Raw genomic sequence first — 21,149 nt, 5'->3', positions numbered from 1 at the left:
ACCTTATTTAAGACTTTCGTTGTTCACCGTAACCCTTGAAAATACCGTCAGGGTTAGCTGTGAAGGTTGCTTGCATGAAGCCCAAGCATGATTAGGATGGTACAGAAGCCGCCGGGCTCCCACGCCAGAATCGGCAAGCGATTAAGCGAAAGTCTACATTTTGAAGGGGCACGCAATGCCAAGATTTCTACACACCGCCGACTGGCAGATGGGGCGTACCTACAGCCGTTTTGAAACCGAAGACGGTGCAGCGCTGGTGGAAGCCCGGTTCGAGGCCATAGACAAGCTGGCCCGGCTTGCCAATGAATCTCAGTGCCAGGCGGTGCTGGTGGCCGGTGATGTGTTTGATGCCCAGACGGTATCTGATCGCACTATTCGCCGGGTGTTCAATGCCACCAAGGCATTCCCTGGCCCCTGGGTGATGCTGCCGGGTAACCATGATGCGGCGCTCGCCGAAAGCGTCTGGACTCGCGCTCAACGGTTGGGTGCCGTGCCGGATAACGTGCACCTGGCGCTGGAACCGGGCGTTATCGAACTGGCTGCCGAAGGCCTCGCCATACTGAACGCACCGCTGACCCAGCGCCATACCTATGGTGATCTGACAGAAGCTTTCGGCCGCTACGAGACCCCGGCAGGATTGGTTCGGGTGGGGCTCGCCCACGGCAGTGTGCAGGGATTGCTGGCGGCGGAAATCGATTCCACCAACCCCATTGCGCCGGACCGGGCGCAAGCCAGCAAGCTGGATTACCTGGCATTGGGAGACTGGCACGGTACCAAGGAAATCAACGAACGCACCTGGTACAGTGGTACCCCGGAGTCGGAGCGGTTCCGGAATAACGAGGCCGGTAATGCCCTGATTGTCGATATTGCCGGTCCGGGCGAGCTGCCGCAGGTTCAGGTGGTAGCCACCGGTCGTTACCAGTGGCATCAATGGCGGGAAACCCTTTCTGTGGAATCAGACCTGGACCAGTTACTGGAACGCCTGCAAAACCTGCCCGAATCCTCGGTGGTGGATCTTCGGCTGGACGGCCTGATCACCCTGGCGGGCGAAGAAAAGCTGCTGCATGGATTGTCGGTTGCCGAAGCCCGTTTCCGCAGCATTCGTTGCGAGCGCAGTAACCTGCAGCTGGCACCCACCGACGACGATATTGCTGCCCTGAAAGCCGACGGCTACGTTGGCGAGGTGGTCGAAACCCTGCGGGAGCAGCAAGCCGGGGAACAGGGCGAAGCCGCCCGGGATGCCCTGGCCATTCTGGCCTCCATGCTGAAAACACCGGCTCAGGAGGCAGGCCAATGAAACTGCAGAGCCTGAAAGTGGAACAGCTGCGCCAGTTTCGCCCACCCTTTGCCCTTGAGCATCTTCAGCCTGGCCTGAACCTGATCCACGGGCCCAATGAATCCGGCAAAAGTACCCTGGTGCGTGCCATCCGGGCGGCGTTCTTTGAACGTTACCGATCCCAGGCGGTGGACGACCTTCGCCCCTGGGGCGACTCTGCAGCCGCTCCCACCGTTGAACTGGCCTTCGAGCATCAGGGGGCCCAATGGCGCCTGGTTAAAAGTTTCCTGAAACGCACCCGCTGTGACTTGTCGGTCGGCAATGAGACCTGGAGCGAAGACGATGCGGAGGAAAAGCTGGCGGAGCTGTTGGGTTACCAGTATCCCAAGCGGGGTGCCAGCAAAGCGGAGCATTGGGGTATTCCGGGCCTGTTGTGGGTAGAGCAGGGCACGGGGCAGGATATCGAGCAAGCTGTTGAACACGCGGGCGATCACCTGAAATCCGCCCTCAATGCCCTGGTTGGCGAGGTGGCCAGCACCGGCGGCGATGCAGTCATCGAGGAAGTAAAAGGCAAGCGCGACGTGTTGCTGACGGCCACCGGCCAGCCCAAGGGTGACTACAAAAAACTGGATAAAGAGCGGGAAGATCTGCAGCAACAGGTCGACGATTTGCAGCTGCGGGTTGAGCAGTATCAGGGGCAGGTGGATCGCCTCGGGCAGTTGTCGCAGGAGTTTGATCGCACCGAACAGGAAAAGCCCTGGGACGATGCCCGACGGCAACTGAACCGGGCCCGTGAACAGCTACAGCAGGTCGAGCAGCTGGAACAGCAGCAGGAACAGGAAAAGAATACTTTGGCGCAGCTGGTTCAGAACCGCGAGCTGCTGGAGCAGAACCTCGGCCACTTGAGCCGGCTGGACGAACAGCGCAGCGCCCGTAAGGCAGAACTGGAGAGCGCCGAACGCAAACTGCAACAAATCGAACAGCAAACCGCTGCCCTGGCTGGCGCCCTGAACGATGCCCGGGCTGCCTATGAAAATGCCCGGTCACAACTGCAACTTGCTCGCCAGCAGGAAATCCGGCAGCGGCTGGAGCAGGATCTGCGCCAGTCTGAACAGCGACAGCAGGCCCTCAGCCAGAACCTGGCCAGGGCCCGGGAATACCAGCAACAGGTTGACGAGGCCCGGGAAGAGGCAAAGGCAAACCGCATTGATACCGCCGCGGTGGCCCGCCTGAAAACAACCGCCAGGGAACTGAATGACGAAACCATCCGTTCCGGCACCGTTGCCACCCGCCTGAGCTGGCAGCTGCAGCCCGGCGCTAGTATTACCCTCGACGACCGGCAACTGGAGGGGCAGGGAGAACAGCAATTGCTGGAAGCCTCGCAGCTGGTTATTCCGGGCGTAGGCACCCTGGGCATCGCCCCGGGCGGCGAGGAGCTGGCCAGTACCAGACGCAAGCTCGAAACGCTCGAACAGTCCCTGGACGAGCAATTGCAGGCCATGGCTGTGGCGTCCGTTGAGCAGGCAGACAGCCGTGCTTCCGCCTGGGAGGCAGCGGAGCAAAAACGTAAGCATGCCGTCGAGTTGTTGCGTTCGGTCGCCCCGGCCGGTCTGGAGCCACTGGAAACCGAGCTGGCGGAACTGCAGGCAGAATTGAAAGCTGTTCGTGAAAAACTGGAAGCCACTCCCGTATCGGATCAGGAAGTTCAGGTATTGGATCTGGCCTCGGCCGAAAACGCCCTGGCCAGTGCCGAGAAGCGCTTGAATGACGCCGAGGCCAGCGATCGCAGCCATCAGGCGCAACTGCTCACCGGCAAGCAGGCCCGGGATAACGCGAGGGCCGAATGGCAGCGGCTGGAAGACGAGGCCAACAGCCCCGAGCGCCAACAACAGTTGACCCGATTAACGGCTGAGCTTGCCCGGATCGAACAGCAGCAGGTCAGCCTGCGCGAGAGCATGGCGAAGCGGGAGCAGCAAATCCGCGAGGCCCGGCCGGATATCCTACGGCAGGATATCGACCGTTTTCAGCGCACGATCCAGACTTTGCAGCAAACCCAGGAAGACCGGCAACGGGAACTTCGGGACATTCGTGTTCGGCTTGAAGCCTGGGGTGCCGAAGGCCTGGAAGAGCAATTGAGCGAGAAGCAGGCGGAGCTGGAACAGTGCCAGCGCCGCTACCAGGAGCTGGATCGCCGCGCCCGGGCACTGGATTTGCTGCTCACATTGCTGACGGACAAACGCCAGGCGCTGACCCGGCGCCTGCAGGCCCCGCTGCAAAAACACCTTAACCATTACCTGTCGCTGCTATTTCCGAATGCAACGCTGGAGGTGGACGAACACCTGCGGCCGGGAACCTTCAACCGGGGGAATGAGCTGGGCCAGATTGCCGAGCTGAGTTTTGGTGCCCGGGAACAGATGGGGCTGATCAGCCGCCTGGCCTATGCCGACCTGTTGAGGGAAGCCCAAAGGCCCACCCTGATTCTCCTGGACGACACCCTGGTGCACAGTGATCAGAACCGGCTGGAAGACATGAAACGTATCTTGTTCGATGCTGCACGCAGGCACCAGATCCTGCTGTTCACCTGTCATCCCGAGAAATGGCAAGACCTCGGGGTGCCACCCATTGACCTCCAGAAGCTGAAAAGCTGAAACGAAAAATTTCGTAAAATAACTGAAACTTATTACGACATAACTGATCTGCCCCCGGGTTTAATCGAATCTTGGCAGTTCCGGTTTTACCAGCGGCTTGCCGGCAGCTTCCCAGGCTTCAATGCCACCTGCAATGGACTGAACATGAATGTACCCCATTTCCTTCATTGCCCTGGCTGCCAGGGCTGAACGGCCGCTGTTCTTGCAGTAGATCACCAGGTTCAGGGCCCGGTCTTCAAATGCCGGATCGTTGGTGAGCTTGAATTCCAGAATGCCACGGGACACATTGACGGCGCCGGGAATGTGGCTGGTGTTGTATTCGTCTGCTTCGCGCACATCCAGCAGTACGTCCGCTTTCTTGATGGCGTCGTCGGCCTGGTCCAGCGGAATTTCACGAATTTCCGCGCGGGCGGCTTCCACAAGGTCGTGTGCTGTTTTCATTGGCAGTCTCCTAAAAGTTGGGTCACGGCAGGTTCTCCCGCCAGTGCTTCACGTGAACCTGGGCCTTGATGGCATCGATCACTTCCAGAATCAGGGTGATCAGCGCCTCTTTCTCGCGGTCTTCCGTCAGCCCCTGAGCCGGGTCCGGCAGGAACACGTTAACGATGTCTTCAATAAAGGCATGGTTGGTGGAGGAGGCGAGGTCATCCAGGATCTGGTGCACCACGTTGGCCACGATGTCACCCACCGCATTTTCCAGGGTGTCCTGAATGGTCGGACCCACGACCGGCAGGTACTTCAGGCGTGACAGTTCCAGGTTCTGTTTCAGGGCATGGTCTACCCGGTTTTCCAGGTAAACCCGCAGGGCACCCCGATTGGGGATATAGCCCTGCTTTGCGGCCTGGGCGACCCTTTCGGACAGCCAGTCAGACAACATTTCCCGCCGCGGGAAAAGAATGTCGTGTTGGATACGCTCGAACAGGGGCGAACCACGTTTCACCTCATCCTGCACGCCGCTCAGCACCTTCAGTACAATCCGGTCAGACAGCTCTTCCATAAAGGCTTCGTAGTAGAAGATGACAAACCGGTACAGGCGGGTGCTGGTGAAGTCGATGATCTTGTACTGGTGCAGCCGGTAAATAATGGAAATAATCCGCAGCACCCGCAGAAAGCGGAGGCTGCCTACCGGAATACACCCCACCAGGTCGTACCAGTGGATGAACGGATAGAAATACCAGCGGTCATACACCCGGGCCTTGATGGAGTAGCCCCAGCGCAGGACAAACTCGCCCAGGAAGATCGACACGAAGATCAGGTCGTAGAAAATGAAGCGTTCGTGGATGGGGTGGTAAAGCTCCTGAATGGCCGGGGCGTAGTCTTTCAGCAGGTTTTGTACGGCTATAAAGTTATAAATCGAGTCCCAGATAATCAGCGCGAGATTGAGGATCAGCAGCCCCAGCATCACAAAGTCGATGATGAACCAGGTGAGCTGGTGGCTGGATTTTAGGTTTTCTCGGTTTATCTTGAGCATCCGGGCTACCTTGGGGCCTACAATATCAAAGCTAAGTGACTGGAAGGTTAGCCTATTCAGTCGGTAAACTCAGCAACCTGTTTCAGGGAATCAGCCCGGACACCGGATCGGACGCCATTAAAACCAGCATGCTGTTAGCCAGAACCTTACAACGCCTTGCCACCATCAGCCCGGGCCTGGTGATGCTGGTACTTGCCCCTGCCGTATTCGCCAGCCAGGTTCGGGTGGAGGTTGAGGGCGATGTGGATAACCTCCAGGACAACGCCCAGATCTTTGTTGGCGAAGTGGAAGGCCGCACTGCCGATGGCTTGCGCCGTTACGCCAACACCGCCATTGCCCAGGTGAAAGAGGCGGCCCGGGCGCTGGGCTATTACAGTCCCGAGGTACGCTGGAAAGTAGAAGAAGCCGGCGATGAACCGGCGGAGCTGGTGCTTACCCTCATTCCCGGCGAGCCGGTGCTTATCCGCTCCCGCAATGTGATGATCGAAGGGCCGGATGGTGCACGGGAAGACTTCAGGCAGAACCTCCCGAAAACGCCTGCGCAAGGTGATGTGCTGCACCATGGCCGGTACGATGCCCTGCGCCAGTCTATCCAGAACACCGCCAACAGGCTGGGCTATTTCGAGGGCGAATTCCTGACCCGCCGGCTGGAAGTGGATCCCGCCAAAAACGCCGCTGACATCACCCTGGAGTACCAATCCGGCGAACGCTACCGGCTGGGCAAGGTCACCTTTCTGGAAGGCCACGAGTTCGAACAGAACCTGCTGGAGCAGTTTGTTACTTTCGAGCCCGGTATTCCGTTCCATGCCGATGAAGTGGCAAAACTCAGTAACGATTTGTCCAACAGTGGCTATTTCTCCGGCGTGGATGTAGACGCCGCGCCGTCAAAGGCAGAGGACCGGGTAATCCCTGTCGATATCGCCCTGACGCCCCGGCCGCCGCGCTCCGTGGCCGCCGGCGTTGGCTTTTCGACAGACGTCGGCCCCCGGTTCCGGGGTAACTGGCGGGAACACTACATTAATCCCATGGGGCACCGCCGGGGCGCCGACACCGAACTGTCCGAGTTACGCCAGAGCGTGAGCGGCTGGTACGAGCTGCCGCTGGACCCGCCCATGACGGATGCCATCCGCCTGACCTCCGGTTATCAGCGCGAGCATATTGAAGATGTGGAGTCTGAACGGCTCACCTTTGGCCAGCAGTGGAGCCACCAGCTGGACAACGGCTGGATGCAGATATTGTCCATGCGCTGGGAAGGGGAGCGCTTCAATATTGGTGAGGAAGAGCAGGGTAACTCCAGCCTGTTATTGCCGGGTGTCAGTTATTCCAAGCTGCACGCCAACTCGCCGCTCGACCCGTCCCGGGGTTATCGCCTTCAGTTCGACGTGACCGGGGCCCATCGGGCGGTGATTTCGGATGCCGATATCCTGCATGTGAACTTCCTGGCCAAGGGGCTCTATACCCTGGCCGGCAAGCACCGGTTTCTAGCCCGCTTCAATTTCGGTGGCGTGGCCACCAACAGCTTCCGGGATGTCCCGCCTTCGTTGCGCTTCTTCGCCGGTGGCGACCAGAGCGTTCGCGGCTACGGCTATGAAACCCTGGCACCCAAAGACTCGGATGATGTCGTCATCGGTGGTCGTTATATGGTGGTGGGAAGCGCCGAATACCAGTATGAGTTTGTCCGCAACTGGCGTGTGGCGGCCTTTATTGATGAGGGTAATGCCGTGGATGATGTCTTTGATCCCCTGGCCACCGGCGTGGGTATGGGCATTCGCTGGGTGAGCCCGGTGGGCCCTTTGCGCCTGGATGTGGCCAAGGGTATGGATGACCAGTTCGGCGGCGGCTGGCGGATTCACTTCTCCATGGGGCCGGAACTGTGACCGAAACGAATCAGACACCTCCGCAGCCGGAGCATGGCGCAGTGCCAGCCAGGCCGCCCCGACACAAACGCTGGTGGTTCTGGCCACTGGTGATTGTGTTGCTGGTGTTGCTGTTGCCCCTGGTGCTGGTGGCTATTGTTTTGCTGGCGCTTCTGACCGATGCCGGCACCGCCTGGACCATTGACCAGATTCCCGGGCTGCAAACCGAGGCGGACCAGGGTTCCCTGCTGGGCCAGTGGCAGGCGGAACGGCTGGAATGGCGCGGCTATGGCGTGGAAGTACTGTTGCTGGCGCCGGAAGTGGACTGGTCTCCCAGCTGCCTGTTCGAAAAGACCCTGTGCCTGGATACCCTGAAAGCCGAACAGATCGATGTCACGGTTCAGCCTTCCGATACCGCCGAAGAAACAGAACGGGGTGATATCAGCCTGCCCGCTATCAACCTGCCGGTGGCGTTGGTGGTGGGGGATGTACAACTAGGGCCGTTTGAGCTAAACGGCAGCCCCATCTGGGACAAGGTGGAGCTGCGCAGTGAAGCATCCGGCGCCAGCCTTACCGTAAACCACGCCCTGTACCAGCTGGGCGAGATCCGGGTGACTGCCAGTGGCCGTGCTGAAATGCGCCGGGACTGGCCGGTGGATCTCGATGTTACGGCACAGTTGCCACCCCCGAGCGGAGACAGCTGGACGATTGCAGCCAACCTGGCCGGCAGCGTGCGGGATCTTCGGGTATCCGGAACCAGCAGCGGTTACCTGAATGCACAATTGAACGGCACCGTGCAGCCGCTGGCAGCGCAGTTGCCGGCGGCGCTCACCATTGAGTCAGAGAGCTTCCTGGCCTACGACACCCTGCCGGAAACCCTGACCCTGGAAAACTGGGTGGTGTCGCTGGACGGGTCCCTTGCCAAGGGCTTCCGTACCCGTACCCGTGCCAACCTTCCCGGTACAACCGGCACCATCGAAACCGTCATCAGGGGCCTGGTCACAACCGGTGGTGTCGAGAACCTGGTCCTGACCATGACCGGGCCGGCGGCCAGTGCGCCCTCTGGCGAACAGCCCGACGCTCCGGGCACCCTGGAAGTTCAGGGCAGCGCGAGCTGGTCTGGTGGCCTGCAGGTAGAGGCCGACCTGGTCCTTGACCGTTTCCCCTGGTTCGGACTGATTCCCGGGCTGGAGCCGCCACCGGTTGCCGTGAACCGGCTGGAAGGGAATGTTGAGTACAACGATGGCAACTACAACGCCGATTTACAGGCGGCGGTGAGAGGTCCGCAAGGCGATGCGGAGCTTACCGCAGCCCTGAACGGGGACCTGGAAGCGGTTCGCATCACACAGCTGGATATGACCACCGGTGCAGGTTCCCTGACCGGCGATGCCGAACTGGCCTTCGCGGATCAGCTGGCCTGGCAGGCCCGGCTGCTGCTGGATCAGTTCAACCCTGGCTACTGGGTGCCGGTGCTGGAAGCCAGTCTCAACGGTGAAGTCAATTCCGAGGGCCGGCTGGTGCCGGACAGCCTGCCGGTAATGACCGCCAACTGGGACCTGAAAGGTCGCTGGCAGCAGGAGCCGGCCACCGCCCGGGGTAAGCTCAGCAGCGATGGTACCGACTGGCGCGTGCAGGATCTGCTGGTGGCGATAGCGGAGAACCGGATAGAAGGCGAGGGGCGCTACGGTGAGAGCCTGGGCGCGGGCCTGACTGTGAACCTGCCGCAGCCGGACCGTCTGCTGCCCGGCCTGGCCGGTCGCTTCTCGGCCAGGGTGGACCTGGCGGGTTCGGCGCAGGATCCCGCGGGCAAGGTGACGCTTGATGCCAGTGAATTCGAATGGCAGGACCTGCTGCGCATTGAAAACATGGAGCTGGATGCCAGCCTTGCCAGTGGCGGTGTGCTGGATGCCAGCCTCAACGCAGAAGCGTTGCGTGTCGCTGGGCAGGAACTGGCTGCGGTGACTGCAGACCTTGATGGTACCCGGGCGGATCACCAGCTGGCGTTGACTGTGCAGCACCCGGAAGCCTCGGTGGCGCTGACGTTCGCCGGCGCCCTGGGTGAAGCCTGGAACAGCTGGCAGGGCGCCTTGGCCCGGGGCGAAATCGATGTGCCCGGCTCGGAGCAAACCTGGCGGCTGGAAGCGCCGGCAAGCCTGGATTACACGGCTGACGGCGAAGTGTTGTTTGGCGCCCACTGCTGGCGCTGGCAGGCCAGCTCGGTGTGTGCTGAAGACCAGCAGCTGCTGCCGGATACCCGGATCGCCTATCAGGTTCGCCAGTTCCCCATGCAGGCGCTGGCGCCGTTGTTCCCGGAAACTTTCCGCTGGCAGGCGTCCCTGAATGCAGACATTAACCTGGCACTCACCGAACAGGGCCCCGATGGCCTGATCAGTCTTGATGCTGGCGGCGGGGCCTTCGAGTTCCTGATCCTGGATGACTGGGAAACCCTGCAGCATGAATCCCTGACCCTGGAAGCCCGGCTAAAGCCTGAATCCGCAGAACTGGCCATGGCGCTCCGGGGCCCCGAACTGGGCAGCTTTGACCTGGAACTGGCGGTGGACCCGAATACCGAAAGCCGGCCCATCGATGGCCGCTTCAACCTGAAAGATCTGAACCTGGCTTTCCTGTCGGCCTTTGCCGGCATTGAAGAGGTGGCCGGCGAGGTCAATGGTCAGGGGAGTTTGTCTGGGCCGCTGTTCCGGCCCCAGGTGCAAGGAAAACTGGCGCTCACCGACGGCCGGGTGTTCGACCCGGGCCTGCCGCTGCCCATGGAAGACATCGTGCTGGTTCTGGAATTTCTGGGCAGCCGGGCCGACATCAGCGGCCGTTGGAAGAGTAACGATCGCAGCAGTGGCGAGCTGGGCGGTTACCTGGACTGGCAGGATGAACCTGAAGTCCAGCTGAATATCAGCGGCGAGCGGCTGCCGGTTTCGGTCGAGCCCTATGCCCGGGTAGAAGTGGGCCCGGATCTGACCATTGCTTTCCGCGCCGGTGAGCTGGCGGTGTCAGGCCGGGTGGATGTGCCCCGGGGTGATATCGAAATCAAGGGCCTGCCGCCATCGGCGGTTTCGGTATCCGAGGACGAAGTCATTGTCGGTGTCGAACAGGAAGAGCCCGCCATTCGCACCATGCTGATGGATATCACCGTGGTGGTGGGTGAAGACGAAGTATCCTTCAATGCCTTTGATGTAACCGGCAACCTGGAGGGCACCCTTCGCATTGGCAACAACATGGATACCCGCGGCACCCTGCAGTTGGTGGACGGTCGCTACGAAGCCTTCGGGCAAGACCTGGACCTGCGCAGGGCGCGGATAATCTTTGTGGGGTCTCTGGCCGAGCCATACCTGGATGTGGAAGCCGTGCGCACCGTCGATACCGTTGTGGCGGGTATTCGCCTGAGCGGGCCGGTGAACGCGCCGACCACGGAAGTGTTCTCGGAGCCGTCCATGCCCCAGAGTGATGCGCTGTCTTACATCATTCTCGGCCGGGCGCCCCAGAGCCAGGGCGATGAAGGCCAGATGAGCCGGGCGGCGATTTCGCTGGGGCTGAACCAGGCCAGCGGTATAACCCAGAGTATCGGAGACGAGTTGGGTATTCGTAACCTGACCCTGGAAGCGGAAGGCTCTGGCGACCAGTCTGCCGTAGTGGCCAGTGGTTACATTACCGACGAGCTCAGCCTGCGCTACGGGGTGGGTATTTTCGAGCCAATCACGACCGTGGCGCTGCGCTATGACCTGGGCAAGTATTTCTATCTGGAGGCGGCCAGCGGGCTGGCGGCCTCCCTCGATATCTTCTATACCCGTAATTTCTGACCCGGTTCAGTCCAGTTCGAAGGTGGCGCTCACGCTGGACTGAATCTCACGGGGGCCCACGCTCGAGACGGTATCCCGGGCGGACTTGGCTTCTGCCATCATCATCGGCACGGGCCGGTGCCCACCGTTGATGTTGATAGACACCACCTCGCCGCAGGTTTTGTCCAGCTGCTCCGCCACGAACTGGCAGCGGTTTCGGGCGTCCTCGATGGCCCGGGCCAGCGCCTGCTGCTCAAGCCCCTGCTCGTCGGAATGGAAAAACTGGTGGCTGCCAAGGTTGTACTGGAGGCCCAGTTTATTGGCCTGCTCCAGCAGCGGGTTCAGCAGTTCCAGGTCATTGATCGAGAAGCTCACGGTCTGGCTGGCGACGGAGACCCGTTCCGGCTCCTTGCCTTTCTCCTGAACCGGCAGGGTGCGTGTATACAGGTTTACATCCGCGTCGGAGTAGTCCTGCAACTGGTCTCGCCAGTTTTTGATGGCGCTACGCCACTTGTCCATGGTGTCAGCTACCTGGGCGGAAGCCTTTTGCGGTTGCCTGTGCTCGGCAGAAACCGAGAATTGCAGGCGGGCGCTGTCCGGGTTGTAACGCACCACGCCTTCGCCGGTCAGGCTGACTTCGCCGGCATTGGCGGCCAGGGGCACAGCTGCAGTCGCTAACAGGGCGGCGGTCAGTGCCAGGGGGTGTTTCAGCGATACCATCATCAAACTCCTTATTGATCAAAGGCCGAATATCGGCTTTCCAGTCTTTCCAGTTTTCTGCCCCGGGCGGCGTGCACAAAGTGGCTGAAAATGTGCCGGTGCCCGGTGTGGTAAAGCAGGTATTCCGGATGCCATTGCACGCCCATCAGCCACTGGGCTCCGGTGTTTTCAATGGCCTGTACGAACCGGTCGTTATCCAGCGCCGTTACCCGCAGGTTCCGGCCCAGCCGTTTGATGGCCTGGCTGTGAATTCGGTTGGCGCCAATCACCGTGGCAGGCATCAACCGGCCTAGCCGGCTGTCTTTCACCAGTTGTACGGTTTGCAGGGGCAGCAACAGAGGCCGGTGGCGGGTATGTTCCCGTAGCGGAGTTACGTTCTGGCACAGGGTGCCGCCGTGGAACACATTGATAAACTGTGCGCCCCGGCAAATGCCCAGCACCGGAATATTGATGGCTTCGGCCTGAACCAGCAGCCGGTGATCGGTGGAATCCCGCTTGCGATCGTACCGGGCCGTTACCTGGGGCTGTTGCCCGTAAAGCTCCGGGTGTACGTGGGTGCCACCGGACAGCACCAGCCCGTCCAGCAGGGACACATCGGTATGACTGCCGGGGCGAATGTAATGGGTGTTGGCACCGTGCAGGCGCAGGGCCAGGTTGATCAGCCGGTGCGCCAGGCTTCTTCGCACCGGGCCACTGATGCCGATAGTCAGCCCCGGTTTCTCCGGCAGCTCTTCTGCCATCGGCATGTCGTTGCCCTGATAATCAGACATAACCGTGTTGTTTCAGCCAGTTGTCCGTGGTCTCACGCCAGGAATGGGTGAGGTTGTGGAAGCTGAACTTCTGGGCTTCCCGGAACCGGCTGCGTAAATCGGCCAGGTCTTCCGGATGTGCGGCCAGCTGCTCCAGAACCACCCAGTCATTCCACACCGTGGAGAAATGCCAGCGCGGGTTGTCGATGTCGCAGTCCGGCAGACGGTAATGCAGGGTAGGGCGGCTCTTGATCCTGGGGTCCTTCACGTAGCCTGCCAGCAGTTCCTTGTCGAGATGGGCGAACAGCGGCAGCAGGTCCAGGGCCTTGTTGCGGGTGGGGTTGTAGTGCAGGTAATCCCGCATCAGGGTTTCCAAATCCGGGCGATAGTCATCCGCCATCAGCTTCTCGGTATACCGGCTGCTCCAGGGTTCGATATAGGTGGTGAACTTACGGCTGATATCCAGCTGGTGCCGGGCTTTAAGCCAGTCGTAAAGGGCAGCAAAGGCTTGCAGGTAGGCTACCAGGGTGGCGGGTTCCAGGTCCGGCAATTCCGGGTTCAGCTGCAGGCCAAAGGCAAAGTAGATGGCTTCACGGCTACCTTCGGCGCCCAGTTCCCGTAGCTCATCCATCAGGGTTTCGATCAGTTCCAGTTTCGAGAACGCCAGCGGCGGGCCGACAATCTCCAGCGGAATGACCTTCTCGGCAGCAAAGTCGATCACATCCATGGCATGGCTGCCCAGCTCCCGGATGGATTGCGGCAGGCGCTCGTCGTCCAGGTCCAGCTCCTTGATGGGATCGGAGTCCAGTTCGATGGTAAAGCGGCCATGTTCGGTGTCCAGTGCGGTCACGTAGCGTGAGGTCAGCTCCGGCGACCCCCCGAGCAAGCGGGCGGCATGCTGCACCAGTTGTTCGTAACCGAGCCCCGAAAGCTCGATTTCGACCCCTACGCGGCGTTCTCCACCTTCGTGGTTTTTCAGTCTTTCCGGCATCTTGCAACGATTGGCTGCGTTCATGGAGTGTTTGCATCCCCTTGCTTCGTTTCAGGTCACCTTAACACAGGCTTGCGCCGTGTCCCGTTACCCAAAGGAAAGAAACTGCACAGGGACTTTACACTGGATAAAACACTGTATATAGTCAAATCACTGTATAAAAAACCAGGACGAACAACCCCGGAGAAAAAGCATGAAGCTGACCGCCCGACAGTCCCAGGTGCTGGATATTATCCGGCGATATCTGGATGAAACCGGTTATCCGCCCACTCGCGCAGAAATCGCTGCCGAGCTGGGTTTCCGCTCGGCCAATGCGGCGGAAGAGCATCTCAGGGCGCTGGCTCGCAAAGGTGCGATCGAGATGGTGCCGGGCGCCAGCCGCGGTATTCGCCTGCCGGAGGCTGAGCCGGATCTGGGGTTGCCGGTCATTGGTCAGGTAGCAGCGGGTAGCCCGATCCTGGCGCAGGAGCATGTGGAAGATCATTGCACCCTGAAGCCGGACTTCTTCTCGCCCTCGGCAGATTACCTGCTGCGGGTTCGGGGTATGAGTATGAAGGATATCGGCATCCTGGATGGCGACCTGCTGGCGGTGCATCGCACCCAGGATGTTCACAATGGCCAGGTAGTCGTGGCCAGGGTGGGCGAGGAAGTTACCGTCAAACGCTACCGCCGTGAAGGCTCAAGGGTCTGGCTGATTGCGGAGAACGAAGAGTTTGCTCCTATCGAAGTGGATCTGAGTGAGCAGGAATTGTTTATCGAAGGTCTTGGTGTGGGTGTAATCCGGCGCTCCGATCTTCACTGAACAGGCAGGTGAGTTATGGAACAGTTGAGCTTCAATCAGAACATGGCGTTTCATCCGGCCGCAGTGGCACCGGCGCAAGCGATCTCTGCGGGCCAGCGCCCGGCAAGCATGCGCCGGCCTGCAGGTGGTTCGGCAGCGGGTCATTCGGGCCTGGGCGGCAATGTGACGGAGATTATCCTGCCGGAAGGACAGGTAGAGAACTTTCAGCTGTTATTGCCCATGCTCACCCAGCTGAACCAGGAAAAGCGCTGGCTGGCGTGGATTGATCCGCCCCAGGCGCTGGTGGCCAAGTGGCAGAAGATGCACGGCATTGTGGCGAACGAGATCCTGGTGCTGCGTTCAACCGCGGAATACCCGGCCCAGCAGCTGGCAGAGCGCGCCCTGGGCGCAGGTACCTGTCATGCGGTAGTGCTCTGGACCAACAAGCTGGGGCGCGCCGCCTTTGATTCACTGCAAAAGGCTTCTGCGAAAGGCAACAGTCACGGGGTGATTTTGCGCCAGCGCTGAGGGCTGGCGCAGTATCGGTCAGTGCAGGGTATAGCTGGGCTGGGGGTCGATCGCGTCGCCGTCTTCGTCATCCCAGTCCATGTCATGGCCCATGTCGTAGTCGATATTGCCGGCGGCTTCAATGCCTGCAGCAATCATGGCCTTTGCCACGTTCATATCCCGGTTCTCCATCATTTCCCGGGCTTCTTCGGAAAAAGAAATGCGCACCAGTGGGGCGGCATCATCGTCTATCCGGCGCAACGCGTAGTCGCCGTCAGAGAGTTGTACAATTTCAAAAAACGATGGTGACATTCGTTAAACCTTTGTCGTCATTCGGGTTGTTTCGGTGCAGCCGTGGTCAGGGCTGCTACCACTCGCCGTGCCGCTCTTCGAGTTCCCTTGCAAAAATGGCCATGGCTGCCCTGGTCTGTTCCAGTGCCTGCAGGGAGCGGTCCGGGCCTTCTTCTGCGGCTACCGCAATAATGTTGTCGGCAGAGACCGTCTTTTTCTGCGCTGGTGGTTGGCCCAGGGCCTTGTCCAGCTGAACCAGGTGGTTCCACCAGCTGTCCCGCTGCTGCGCGAGGCTGTCGAGAGTCTCGACTTCCGCCACGTCGTAGTCGAACAGCGCCTTTAACTCGGCCAGGCTGTGCGGCGTTTCCGTCTTTTTCTGGTGCAGCCTTGCGATCATGGTCAGTAGTACGTCGCGGGCTCGCAGCAGGACTTCTGCCACTGCCTGAGACCGGGCTTCTCCGATCACGGCTGCCGGCAGTCCGGTGCTAGCAGCATTGTTGGTTGTTGGCTGGTCAAATTCCCGGATCAGTACCTGGGCCAGGTACAGTTTTTGTGAAACCAGTGAATACCACGTTGAAGCCATGCAATACCTGCCCACATGCAGTGCCGGATGATCAGTTGCCCGCCTGAAGACCACACCCTTGTATATCCATCAGGCCAAGCGGCTAATAGTATCATTTTTGTCCACCCATTTCCTCCCCTTTGATGGTTGCTGTTGATACAGGTGCCTGTTCACAAGAAACTACAAACCTTCACTTGAAACGGTCGTTTGAAACTGGCAAAAAGGGCCGCAATTCGGGCGAAGGTCGATCGCCCGACCATTCAGAATGGAGGTTGAGGGATGCGAAACCAGTTGGTTGCGGCGGTTACCGCAGCAGTAATGGGGTTGTCCGGATCCGTTGTGGCAAAGGTTTCACCTGCCGAAGCAGAGCGGTTGAACAATGAGCTCACCCCGGTCGGTGCCGAACGCGCCGGTAATGCCGAAGGCACTATTCCGGCCTGGAACGGCGGCCTGGCAACACCACCGGCAAACTGGCGAGTGGGAACCAAGGAGATTGATCCGTTCCCGGAAGACAAGCCGCTTTATACCGTTACTCGCGATAACATGGACCAGTACCGTGATGTGCTGTCGGATGGCCATATCCGGATGCTGGAACAGTACGGGCCGGAATTCTTTATGCCGGTTTACCAGACGCGCCGGACGGCAGCCTTCCCCGAGCATGTCTACGAAAAGTCTTTCGAGAATGCCTTGAGCGCAGAGCTGCTGGATAACGGCAACGGCGTGCGAAATACCATCATGACCAGTCCGTTCCCCATTCCCCAGAATGGGCTTGAGGCGATCTGGAATCACATCCTCCGTTATCGGGGTGAAGAGGTTTCGTTCCGCAGTGCCTCCGCCACGCCCCAGCGGGATGGCGCCTACAACGAAGTGGTTAACCAGTACGATTACTACTTTGCCTACAGCCAGATTGGCGCCGAGCTGGCAGATATCGACAACAAGATCTTCTACCTGAAAACCGAGACCATCGCGCCCAGCACCCTGGCCGGCACCATCACACTGGTGCACGAAACTTTGGACCAGGTCCGTTCACCGAGGCTGGCATGGCGGTATGATTCCGGTTCACGGCGTTTGCGCCGGTCACCGAACCTGGCCTACGAGACAGATCTGCCCAACTCCTCGTCGCTGCGTTCCGTTGACCAGAAAGACATGTACAACGGTGCCCCTAACCAGTACGACTGGGAGCTGAAAGGCAAGCGGGAACTGCTGGTGCCGTACAATGCGTACAAGCTGCATGACGACAACATTCGCCCCTCGGATGTGATTCGCCCGAACCACATCAACCAGGAGCTGACCCGCTACGAGTTGCACCGGGTCTGGGTAGTGGAAGCCAAGCGGCGCATTGGTATTGGCCATATCTACGATCGCCGGGTGTTCTACATTGATGAAGACAGCTGGCAGATCATGGCCTCCGAAGAGTACAACGAAGAGGGTGAGCTGTGGCGCGTGTCTGAAGCCCACAACATCAGTTACTACAGTGTGCCGGTGTTCTGGACCACCATGGAAATGACCTACGACCTCAAGGCGCAGCGTTATTACATTGATGGCCTGGATAACGGTTACCCGGCCTACGATTTCGATCCGGGCTTCCGGGGTAATGAATTTACCGCCTCGGCGGCACGGCGGGCAGCACGACGCTGATACCTGACAGAGATACCGGTTAATGCCCAACAACAATAAAGTACTGGTAGTGAGTGAAGATCCCGACCTGCGCCGGGACCTTGTTACTATCCTGGAGTTTCTGGGTGAAGGCCCGGTGGCTGCTGACGACCTGTCCGTGGCGGAGCAATTGCGGGATGCGGAGGATCAGCCGGAGGGGTTCTCCGTGGCCGTGGTGGCAGGTGATGGCCAGGCCGTACAGGATAGCCTTCAGGAGCTTGCCCGCATCGCCCCGGATTTGCCGGTGTTGCTGGCCGGCGGGCCTGAGGCTGCCGACCTGCCCAGAGATCTCGCCAGCCGCATTATCGCCCGCCTTGAATGGCCCCTGAATTACGCCAAGTTTGTCGATTCCCTGCACCGGGCCCAGGTGTACCGTTCCCAGTTTGATCAGGGCAACGGCCGCGGGCACCAGCGGGGTGTCCAACTGTTTCGCAGCCTGGTGGGCACCAGCCGTCGCATACAACAGGTGCGGGATCTGATGGAGCAGGTCGCCGACCGGGACGTCAGCGTGCTGATTACCGGAGAATCCGGAACGGGCAAGGAGGTGGTCGCCCGGAACCTGCACTACCATTCCGATCGTCGCGACCAGCCCTTCGTGCCGGTAAACTGCAGTGCCATACCGGCGGAGCTGCTTGAAGGCGAGCTGTTTGGCTATGAACGGGGAGCCTTTCCCGGTGCCATCACCGAGCGGGCCGGGCGCTGTGAACTGGCCAACGGCGGAACCTTGTTCCTGGATGATGTCAGCGAGCTGCCCCTGAACACCCAGGTGAAGGTGCTTAGGCTGGTGCAGGATGGCAACTTCGAACGCATCGGCAGTAATCGCTCCCGGCCCACCAACGTGCGGATTATTGCGGCGGCAGACAAGAATCTCGAGCAGCTGATCGAAGCCGCCCGCTTCCGTGAAGACCTGTACTACCGGTTGAATGTTTTTCCCATCGATATGCCCGCCCTGCGGGATCGGGTCGAAGATATTCCCCTGCTGATCAACGAACTGATTTCCCGTATGGAAAAGGAAAAACGCGGCTCCCTGCGGCTGAACTCGGCTGCCATCATGAGCCTGTGCCGCCATGACTGGCCGGGCAACGTGCGGGAGCTGGCCAACCTGGTGGAGCGGCTGGCCATTATGTACCCCTACGGCGTGATTGGTGTTCAGGAGCTGCCCCGGAAGTTCCGCTACCTGGATGACCACGACGAACACCGGGCGCCGGAAGATCAGGGCTTGCCGTCTGCCATTCCCGGCCTGGTGGGGCTGGACGGGCCGGTACTGCTGCCGGTTAACGGCATTGACCTCAAGGACTACCTGGCCAATCTCGAGAAGCAACTGATCGAGCAGGCCCTCAATGAAACCGGGGGCGTGGTGGCACGGGCTGCAGAGAAACTGCGTATCCGCCGTACCACATTGGTAGAGAAGGTGCGCAAGTACGGCCTGCGGGAAGAAACCCCGTCCTCCTGACGCCAAAGCGCTCCGTGTTTACCTGCGGGGCTTTGATTTCGGCGGCCTTTCTGAGAAAGTATCGGGATATGCGCACGACAGGGAGTTGACCGATGAACGACAAACCGCATCTTGATGAAGAGGCGCTGGCCGAACTGAAGGATGTCATGGAAGAAGAGTTTGATGTCCTGATCCAGGCCTATCTGGCCGACTCCAGAAGCCGCATCGAAAGCCTGGAGCAGGCGCTGTCAGAGAATAACCCGGACATTTTTGCCAAGACCGCCCACAGCTTCAAGGGCAGCAGCATCAATATTGGTGCGCCCCGGCTGGGGCAGGCGTGCTTTGAAGCGGAGAAGCTGGGTAAGGCCGGAGCACTGGAACAGGCTCCGGCCGTACTGGAGCAGATTTACACGGAGTTTCGGGAGGTGCAGCAGCGCCTCGAGAACTTCGGTTAATCGTTTTTGCTTTCGTAGATCTTGCGGCCCCAGGCTTCTTTCTCGCCCGGCAGGACCAGGTTCAGGATAATCGCCACCACGGCACACAGGGCGATCCCTTCCAGCTGCCCAAGCACCATGTTGCCAATGCCGAATACCAGGGTAACACCCACAATCACCAGGTTACGGGACTGAGACAGGTCCACCTGGTGGCGGATCAGGGTGTTCAGGCCCACCACGGCGATCGACCCGAACAGCAGGCACAGAATGCCGCCCATGACCGGCACAGGAATCGTCTGCAGCGCGGCGCCGAACTTGCCCACAAAGGCCAGGACAATGGCGACAACGGCCGCCCACCACATCACTTTCGGATTGAAGTTGCGGGTCAGCATGACTGCGCCGGTGACTTCCGAGTAGGTGGTGTTAGGCGGCCCGCCCAGCATAGATGCAGCACTGGTGGCCAGGCCGTCGCCCAGCAGGGTGCGGTGCAGGCCGGGCTTTTCCAGGTAGTTCTTGCGGGTGACGTTGCCGATCGCCAGTACATCGCCAATGTGCTCAATGGCCGGGGCAATGGCCACCGGAATCATGAACAGGATGGCGCCCCAGCTGAACGCGGGTGCGACGAAATTCGGCACCGAGAACCAGGCCGCCTGCTCGATGGCGGTGGTGTCGACAATGCCGGCAAACCAGGACAGCACATAGCCCACAATTACGCCGAACATGATCGGCACCAGCCGGAAGATGCCCTTGGCCCAGACTGACATCACAATGGTCACGGTCAGGGAAATCATCGCAATCCAGATGGCCGTGTTGTAGGGCACCAGCTCTGCGGCACCGTCACCGGTGCGGCCAGAGGCCATATGCACGGCCAGCGGGGCCAGGCCCAGGCCGATGGTCATGATCACCGGGGCGATCACCACCGGCGGCAGCAGGCGGGTGACAAACCCGGTGCCGCGCAGGCGAACCGCGCCGGACAGGATGATGTACAGGATACCTGCCGCCATCAGGCCGCCGAGGGTTTCTTCCAGCCCGAACCGGCCCTTGGCGGCAATGATCGGGGCGATAAACGCAAAGGACGATGCCAGGAAGATCGGAATCTGGCCTCCGGTCACCACGTGGAAGATCAGGGTGCCGATACCCGCCGTGAACAGGGCCACGTTCGGGTCCAGCCCGGTAATCAGCGGCATCAGCACCAGGGCGCCGAAGGCCACCAGCAGCATCTGGGAGCCGGCCAGCGCCTGCTTCCAGACCGGGTCGTTGCTATGGTCCTGCATACTCAGACGTCCTTCTGCTTGGTGCCGAAGATCTTGTCGCCGGCATCGCCCAGGCCCGGCAGGATGTAGCCTTTCTCGTTCAGGCGTTCGTCAACTGAAGCGGTGTAGATGGAAACGTCCGGGTGTTTCTCCAGTACTTTTTCCACGCCTTCCGGGGCGGCTACCAGCACCAGGGCACGGATTTCAGTGCTGCCGGCCTTCTTGAGCAGGTCGATGGTGGAAATCATCGAGCCACCGGTAGCCAGCATCGGATCGATGATCAGGGCCATGCGCTGGTCCAGCTCGCCCACCAGTTTTTCCAGGTAGGTTTCCGCTTCCAGGGTGGTTTCGTTACGGATCTGGCCAACCACGCTTACCCTTGCCACCGGAATCAGGCTCAGCACGCCGTCCAGCATGCCCAGGCCTGCCCGCAGAATCGGCACGATGGTAATCTTCTTGCCGTGAATCTGCTCAACGGTGACCGGGCCTGCCCAGCCATCAATGGTCTGCTCCTGCAGGCTGAAATCCTTGGTTGCCTCGTAGGTCAGCAGGGCGCCAACTTCCTGGGCCAGTTCACGAAAATTCTTGGTGCTGATATCTGCCCGGCGCATCAGGCCAAGTTTGTGCTGGATCAGGGGATGCTTTACTTCGTGGATTGGCATTTGTGGCCACCTGTGTGTTCGGATAGTCTGGCGTGGATTTGCTTGAAATAAATGGCGCAAGGATACCGT

General features: G+C 60.1%; 18 protein-coding genes. 9 read left to right on the top strand and 9 right to left on the bottom strand.

Translation table 11 applies throughout. From position 1 onward, the window contains the following. Positions 1-175 precede the first annotated feature (175 nt). On the top strand, positions 176-1,297 hold the full coding sequence (locus tag B2589_RS09200; protein ID WP_286816367.1) for a metallophosphoesterase family protein: 1,122 nt from the start codon (positions 176-178) through the stop codon (positions 1,295-1,297). Further along, positions 1,294-3,924, top strand: coding sequence for an AAA family ATPase (locus B2589_RS09195; protein WP_286816366.1), 2,631 nt, complete (start codon positions 1,294-1,296; stop codon positions 3,922-3,924). Before B2589_RS09200 ends, B2589_RS09195 begins: the two co-directional genes overlap by 4 nt. A gap of 60 nt (positions 3,925-3,984) precedes the next feature. On the opposite strand, the gene B2589_RS09190 is transcribed toward B2589_RS09195, so the two are convergent. Together B2589_RS09190 and B2589_RS09185 are read right to left on the bottom strand one after the other, a co-directional pair. Then, complete coding sequence (locus B2589_RS09190) at positions 3,985-4,365, bottom strand: rhodanese-like domain-containing protein (protein WP_286816365.1); 381 nt, start codon at positions 4,363-4,365, stop codon at positions 3,985-3,987. Between the two features lie 22 nt (positions 4,366-4,387). Beyond that, positions 4,388-5,395, bottom strand: a complete 1,008-nt coding sequence (locus B2589_RS09185; RefSeq protein WP_286816364.1) for a hypothetical protein — start codon at positions 5,393-5,395, stop codon at positions 4,388-4,390. Positions 5,396-5,523: 128 nt separating this feature from the next. Between B2589_RS09185 and B2589_RS09180 the strand changes: the two genes are divergently transcribed. Next, entirely contained in the window at positions 5,524-7,272 is a 1,749-nt protein-coding gene (locus B2589_RS09180; RefSeq protein WP_414673945.1) for an autotransporter assembly complex protein TamA, read from the top strand. A 41-nt stretch (positions 7,273-7,313) separates the two neighbouring features. After that, positions 7,314-11,063 carry a translocation/assembly module TamB domain-containing protein gene (locus tag B2589_RS09175; RefSeq protein WP_286816363.1) on the top strand — a complete coding sequence of 1,250 codons (3,750 nt, stop codon included), beginning with the start codon at positions 7,314-7,316 and terminating at the stop codon, positions 11,061-11,063. A gap of 6 nt (positions 11,064-11,069) precedes the next feature. Here the strand turns inward: B2589_RS09175 and B2589_RS09170 are convergent, their stop codons facing one another. The 3 genes from B2589_RS09170 to B2589_RS09160 are packed head-to-tail and all read right to left on the bottom strand — an operon-like array spanning position 11,070 to position 13,526. After that, positions 11,070-11,765, bottom strand: a complete 696-nt coding sequence (locus B2589_RS09170; protein WP_244177392.1) for an SIMPL domain-containing protein — start codon at positions 11,763-11,765, stop codon at positions 11,070-11,072. Between the two features lie 8 nt (positions 11,766-11,773). Beyond that, positions 11,774-12,532, bottom strand: a complete 759-nt coding sequence (locus B2589_RS09165) for a gamma-glutamyl-gamma-aminobutyrate hydrolase family protein (RefSeq protein WP_022988739.1) — start codon at positions 12,530-12,532, stop codon at positions 11,774-11,776. Then, positions 12,525-13,526, bottom strand: a complete 1,002-nt coding sequence (locus B2589_RS09160) for an amidoligase family protein (RefSeq protein ID WP_199456930.1) — start codon at positions 13,524-13,526, stop codon at positions 12,525-12,527. Before B2589_RS09160 ends, B2589_RS09165 begins: the two co-directional genes overlap by 8 nt. 169 nt (positions 13,527-13,695) lie before the next feature. On the opposite strand from B2589_RS09160, the gene lexA reads away from it, so the two are divergent. Continuing rightward, on the top strand, positions 13,696-14,304 hold the full coding sequence (gene lexA, locus B2589_RS09155) for a transcriptional repressor LexA (protein WP_036219354.1): 609 nt from the start codon (positions 13,696-13,698) through the stop codon (positions 14,302-14,304). 15 nt (positions 14,305-14,319) lie between these two features. Continuing rightward, positions 14,320-14,811 carry a cell division inhibitor SulA gene (locus B2589_RS09150; protein ID WP_058340169.1) on the top strand — a complete coding sequence of 164 codons (492 nt, stop codon included), beginning with the start codon at positions 14,320-14,322 and terminating at the stop codon, positions 14,809-14,811. An 18-nt stretch (positions 14,812-14,829) separates the two neighbouring features. Here B2589_RS09150 and B2589_RS09145 read toward each other — a convergent pair whose 3' ends face one another. Further along, positions 14,830-15,102 carry a hypothetical protein gene (locus tag B2589_RS09145; RefSeq protein WP_286816362.1) on the bottom strand — a complete coding sequence of 91 codons (273 nt, stop codon included), beginning with the start codon at positions 15,100-15,102 and terminating at the stop codon, positions 14,830-14,832. A gap of 55 nt (positions 15,103-15,157) precedes the next feature. After that, positions 15,158-15,664: a DUF6586 family protein gene (locus B2589_RS09140; RefSeq protein WP_286816361.1), complete on the bottom strand. Its 507-nt coding sequence runs from the start codon at positions 15,662-15,664 to the stop codon at positions 15,158-15,160. 258 nt (positions 15,665-15,922) lie between these two features. Between B2589_RS09140 and B2589_RS09135 the strand changes: the two genes are divergently transcribed. From B2589_RS09135 to B2589_RS09125, 3 genes are all read left to right on the top strand, one after another. Then, positions 15,923-17,281 (top strand): DUF1329 domain-containing protein, encoded by a 1,359-nt coding sequence (locus B2589_RS09135; RefSeq protein ID WP_286816360.1) that lies wholly within the window; start codon positions 15,923-15,925, stop codon positions 17,279-17,281. 22 nt (positions 17,282-17,303) lie between these two features. Continuing rightward, on the top strand, positions 17,304-18,752 hold the full coding sequence (locus B2589_RS09130; RefSeq protein WP_286816359.1) for a sigma-54 dependent transcriptional regulator: 1,449 nt from the start codon (positions 17,304-17,306) through the stop codon (positions 18,750-18,752). 92 nt (positions 18,753-18,844) lie between these two features. After that, positions 18,845-19,186 (top strand): Hpt domain-containing protein, encoded by a 342-nt coding sequence (locus B2589_RS09125; RefSeq protein ID WP_094625570.1) that lies wholly within the window; start codon positions 18,845-18,847, stop codon positions 19,184-19,186. Here B2589_RS09125 and B2589_RS09120 read toward each other — a convergent pair. Then, entirely contained in the window at positions 19,183-20,439 is a 1,257-nt protein-coding gene (locus tag B2589_RS09120; RefSeq protein WP_058340164.1) for a uracil-xanthine permease family protein, read from the bottom strand. The two genes, B2589_RS09125 and B2589_RS09120, sit on opposite strands and share 4 nt — an antisense overlap. Before the next feature lie 2 nt (positions 20,440-20,441). Beyond that, positions 20,442-21,080, bottom strand: a complete 639-nt coding sequence (gene upp / locus B2589_RS09115) for a uracil phosphoribosyltransferase (protein ID WP_022988748.1) — start codon at positions 21,078-21,080, stop codon at positions 20,442-20,444. Between the last annotated feature and the right edge of the window lie 69 nt (positions 21,081-21,149).

The organism is Marinobacter sp. UBA3607 (assembly GCF_002375525.1).
In the GTDB taxonomy this organism is placed as follows: Bacteria; Pseudomonadota; Gammaproteobacteria; order Pseudomonadales; family Oleiphilaceae; genus Marinobacter; species Marinobacter vinifirmus.
This window is presented reverse-complemented; position numbering and strand designations above follow the sequence as displayed.

Excerpts from the sequence above, each read along its gene's own strand:
- B2589_RS09200 (WP_286816367.1), top strand. The coding sequence starts at position 176 with ATGCCAAGATTTCTACACACCGCCGACTGGCAGATGGGGCGTACCTAC.
- B2589_RS09195 (WP_286816366.1), top strand. The coding sequence starts at position 1,294 with ATGAAACTGCAGAGCCTGAAAGTGGAACAGCTGCGCCAGTTTCGCCCA.
- B2589_RS09190 (WP_286816365.1), bottom strand. The coding sequence starts at position 4,365 with ATGAAAACAGCACACGACCTTGTGGAAGCCGCCCGCGCGGAAATTCGT.
- B2589_RS09185 (WP_286816364.1), bottom strand. The coding sequence starts at position 5,395 with ATGCTCAAGATAAACCGAGAAAACCTAAAATCCAGCCACCAGCTCACC.
- B2589_RS09180 (WP_414673945.1), top strand. The coding sequence starts at position 5,524 with ATGCTGTTAGCCAGAACCTTACAACGCCTTGCCACCATCAGCCCGGGC.
- B2589_RS09170 (WP_244177392.1), bottom strand. The coding sequence starts at position 11,765 with ATGATGGTATCGCTGAAACACCCCCTGGCACTGACCGCCGCCCTGTTA.
- B2589_RS09165 (WP_022988739.1), bottom strand. The coding sequence starts at position 12,532 with ATGTCTGATTATCAGGGCAACGACATGCCGATGGCAGAAGAGCTGCCG.
- B2589_RS09160 (WP_199456930.1), bottom strand. The coding sequence starts at position 13,526 with ATGAACGCAGCCAATCGTTGCAAGATGCCGGAAAGACTGAAAAACCAC.
- lexA (WP_036219354.1), top strand. The coding sequence starts at position 13,696 with ATGAAGCTGACCGCCCGACAGTCCCAGGTGCTGGATATTATCCGGCGA.
- B2589_RS09150 (WP_058340169.1), top strand. The coding sequence starts at position 14,320 with ATGGAACAGTTGAGCTTCAATCAGAACATGGCGTTTCATCCGGCCGCA.
- B2589_RS09145 (WP_286816362.1), bottom strand. The coding sequence starts at position 15,102 with ATGTCACCATCGTTTTTTGAAATTGTACAACTCTCTGACGGCGACTAC.
- B2589_RS09140 (WP_286816361.1), bottom strand. The coding sequence starts at position 15,664 with ATGGCTTCAACGTGGTATTCACTGGTTTCACAAAAACTGTACCTGGCC.
- B2589_RS09135 (WP_286816360.1), top strand. The coding sequence starts at position 15,923 with ATGCGAAACCAGTTGGTTGCGGCGGTTACCGCAGCAGTAATGGGGTTG.
- B2589_RS09130 (WP_286816359.1), top strand. The coding sequence starts at position 17,304 with ATGCCCAACAACAATAAAGTACTGGTAGTGAGTGAAGATCCCGACCTG.
- B2589_RS09125 (WP_094625570.1), top strand. The coding sequence starts at position 18,845 with ATGAACGACAAACCGCATCTTGATGAAGAGGCGCTGGCCGAACTGAAG.
- B2589_RS09120 (WP_058340164.1), bottom strand. The coding sequence starts at position 20,439 with ATGCAGGACCATAGCAACGACCCGGTCTGGAAGCAGGCGCTGGCCGGC.
- upp (WP_022988748.1), bottom strand. The coding sequence starts at position 21,080 with ATGCCAATCCACGAAGTAAAGCATCCCCTGATCCAGCACAAACTTGGC.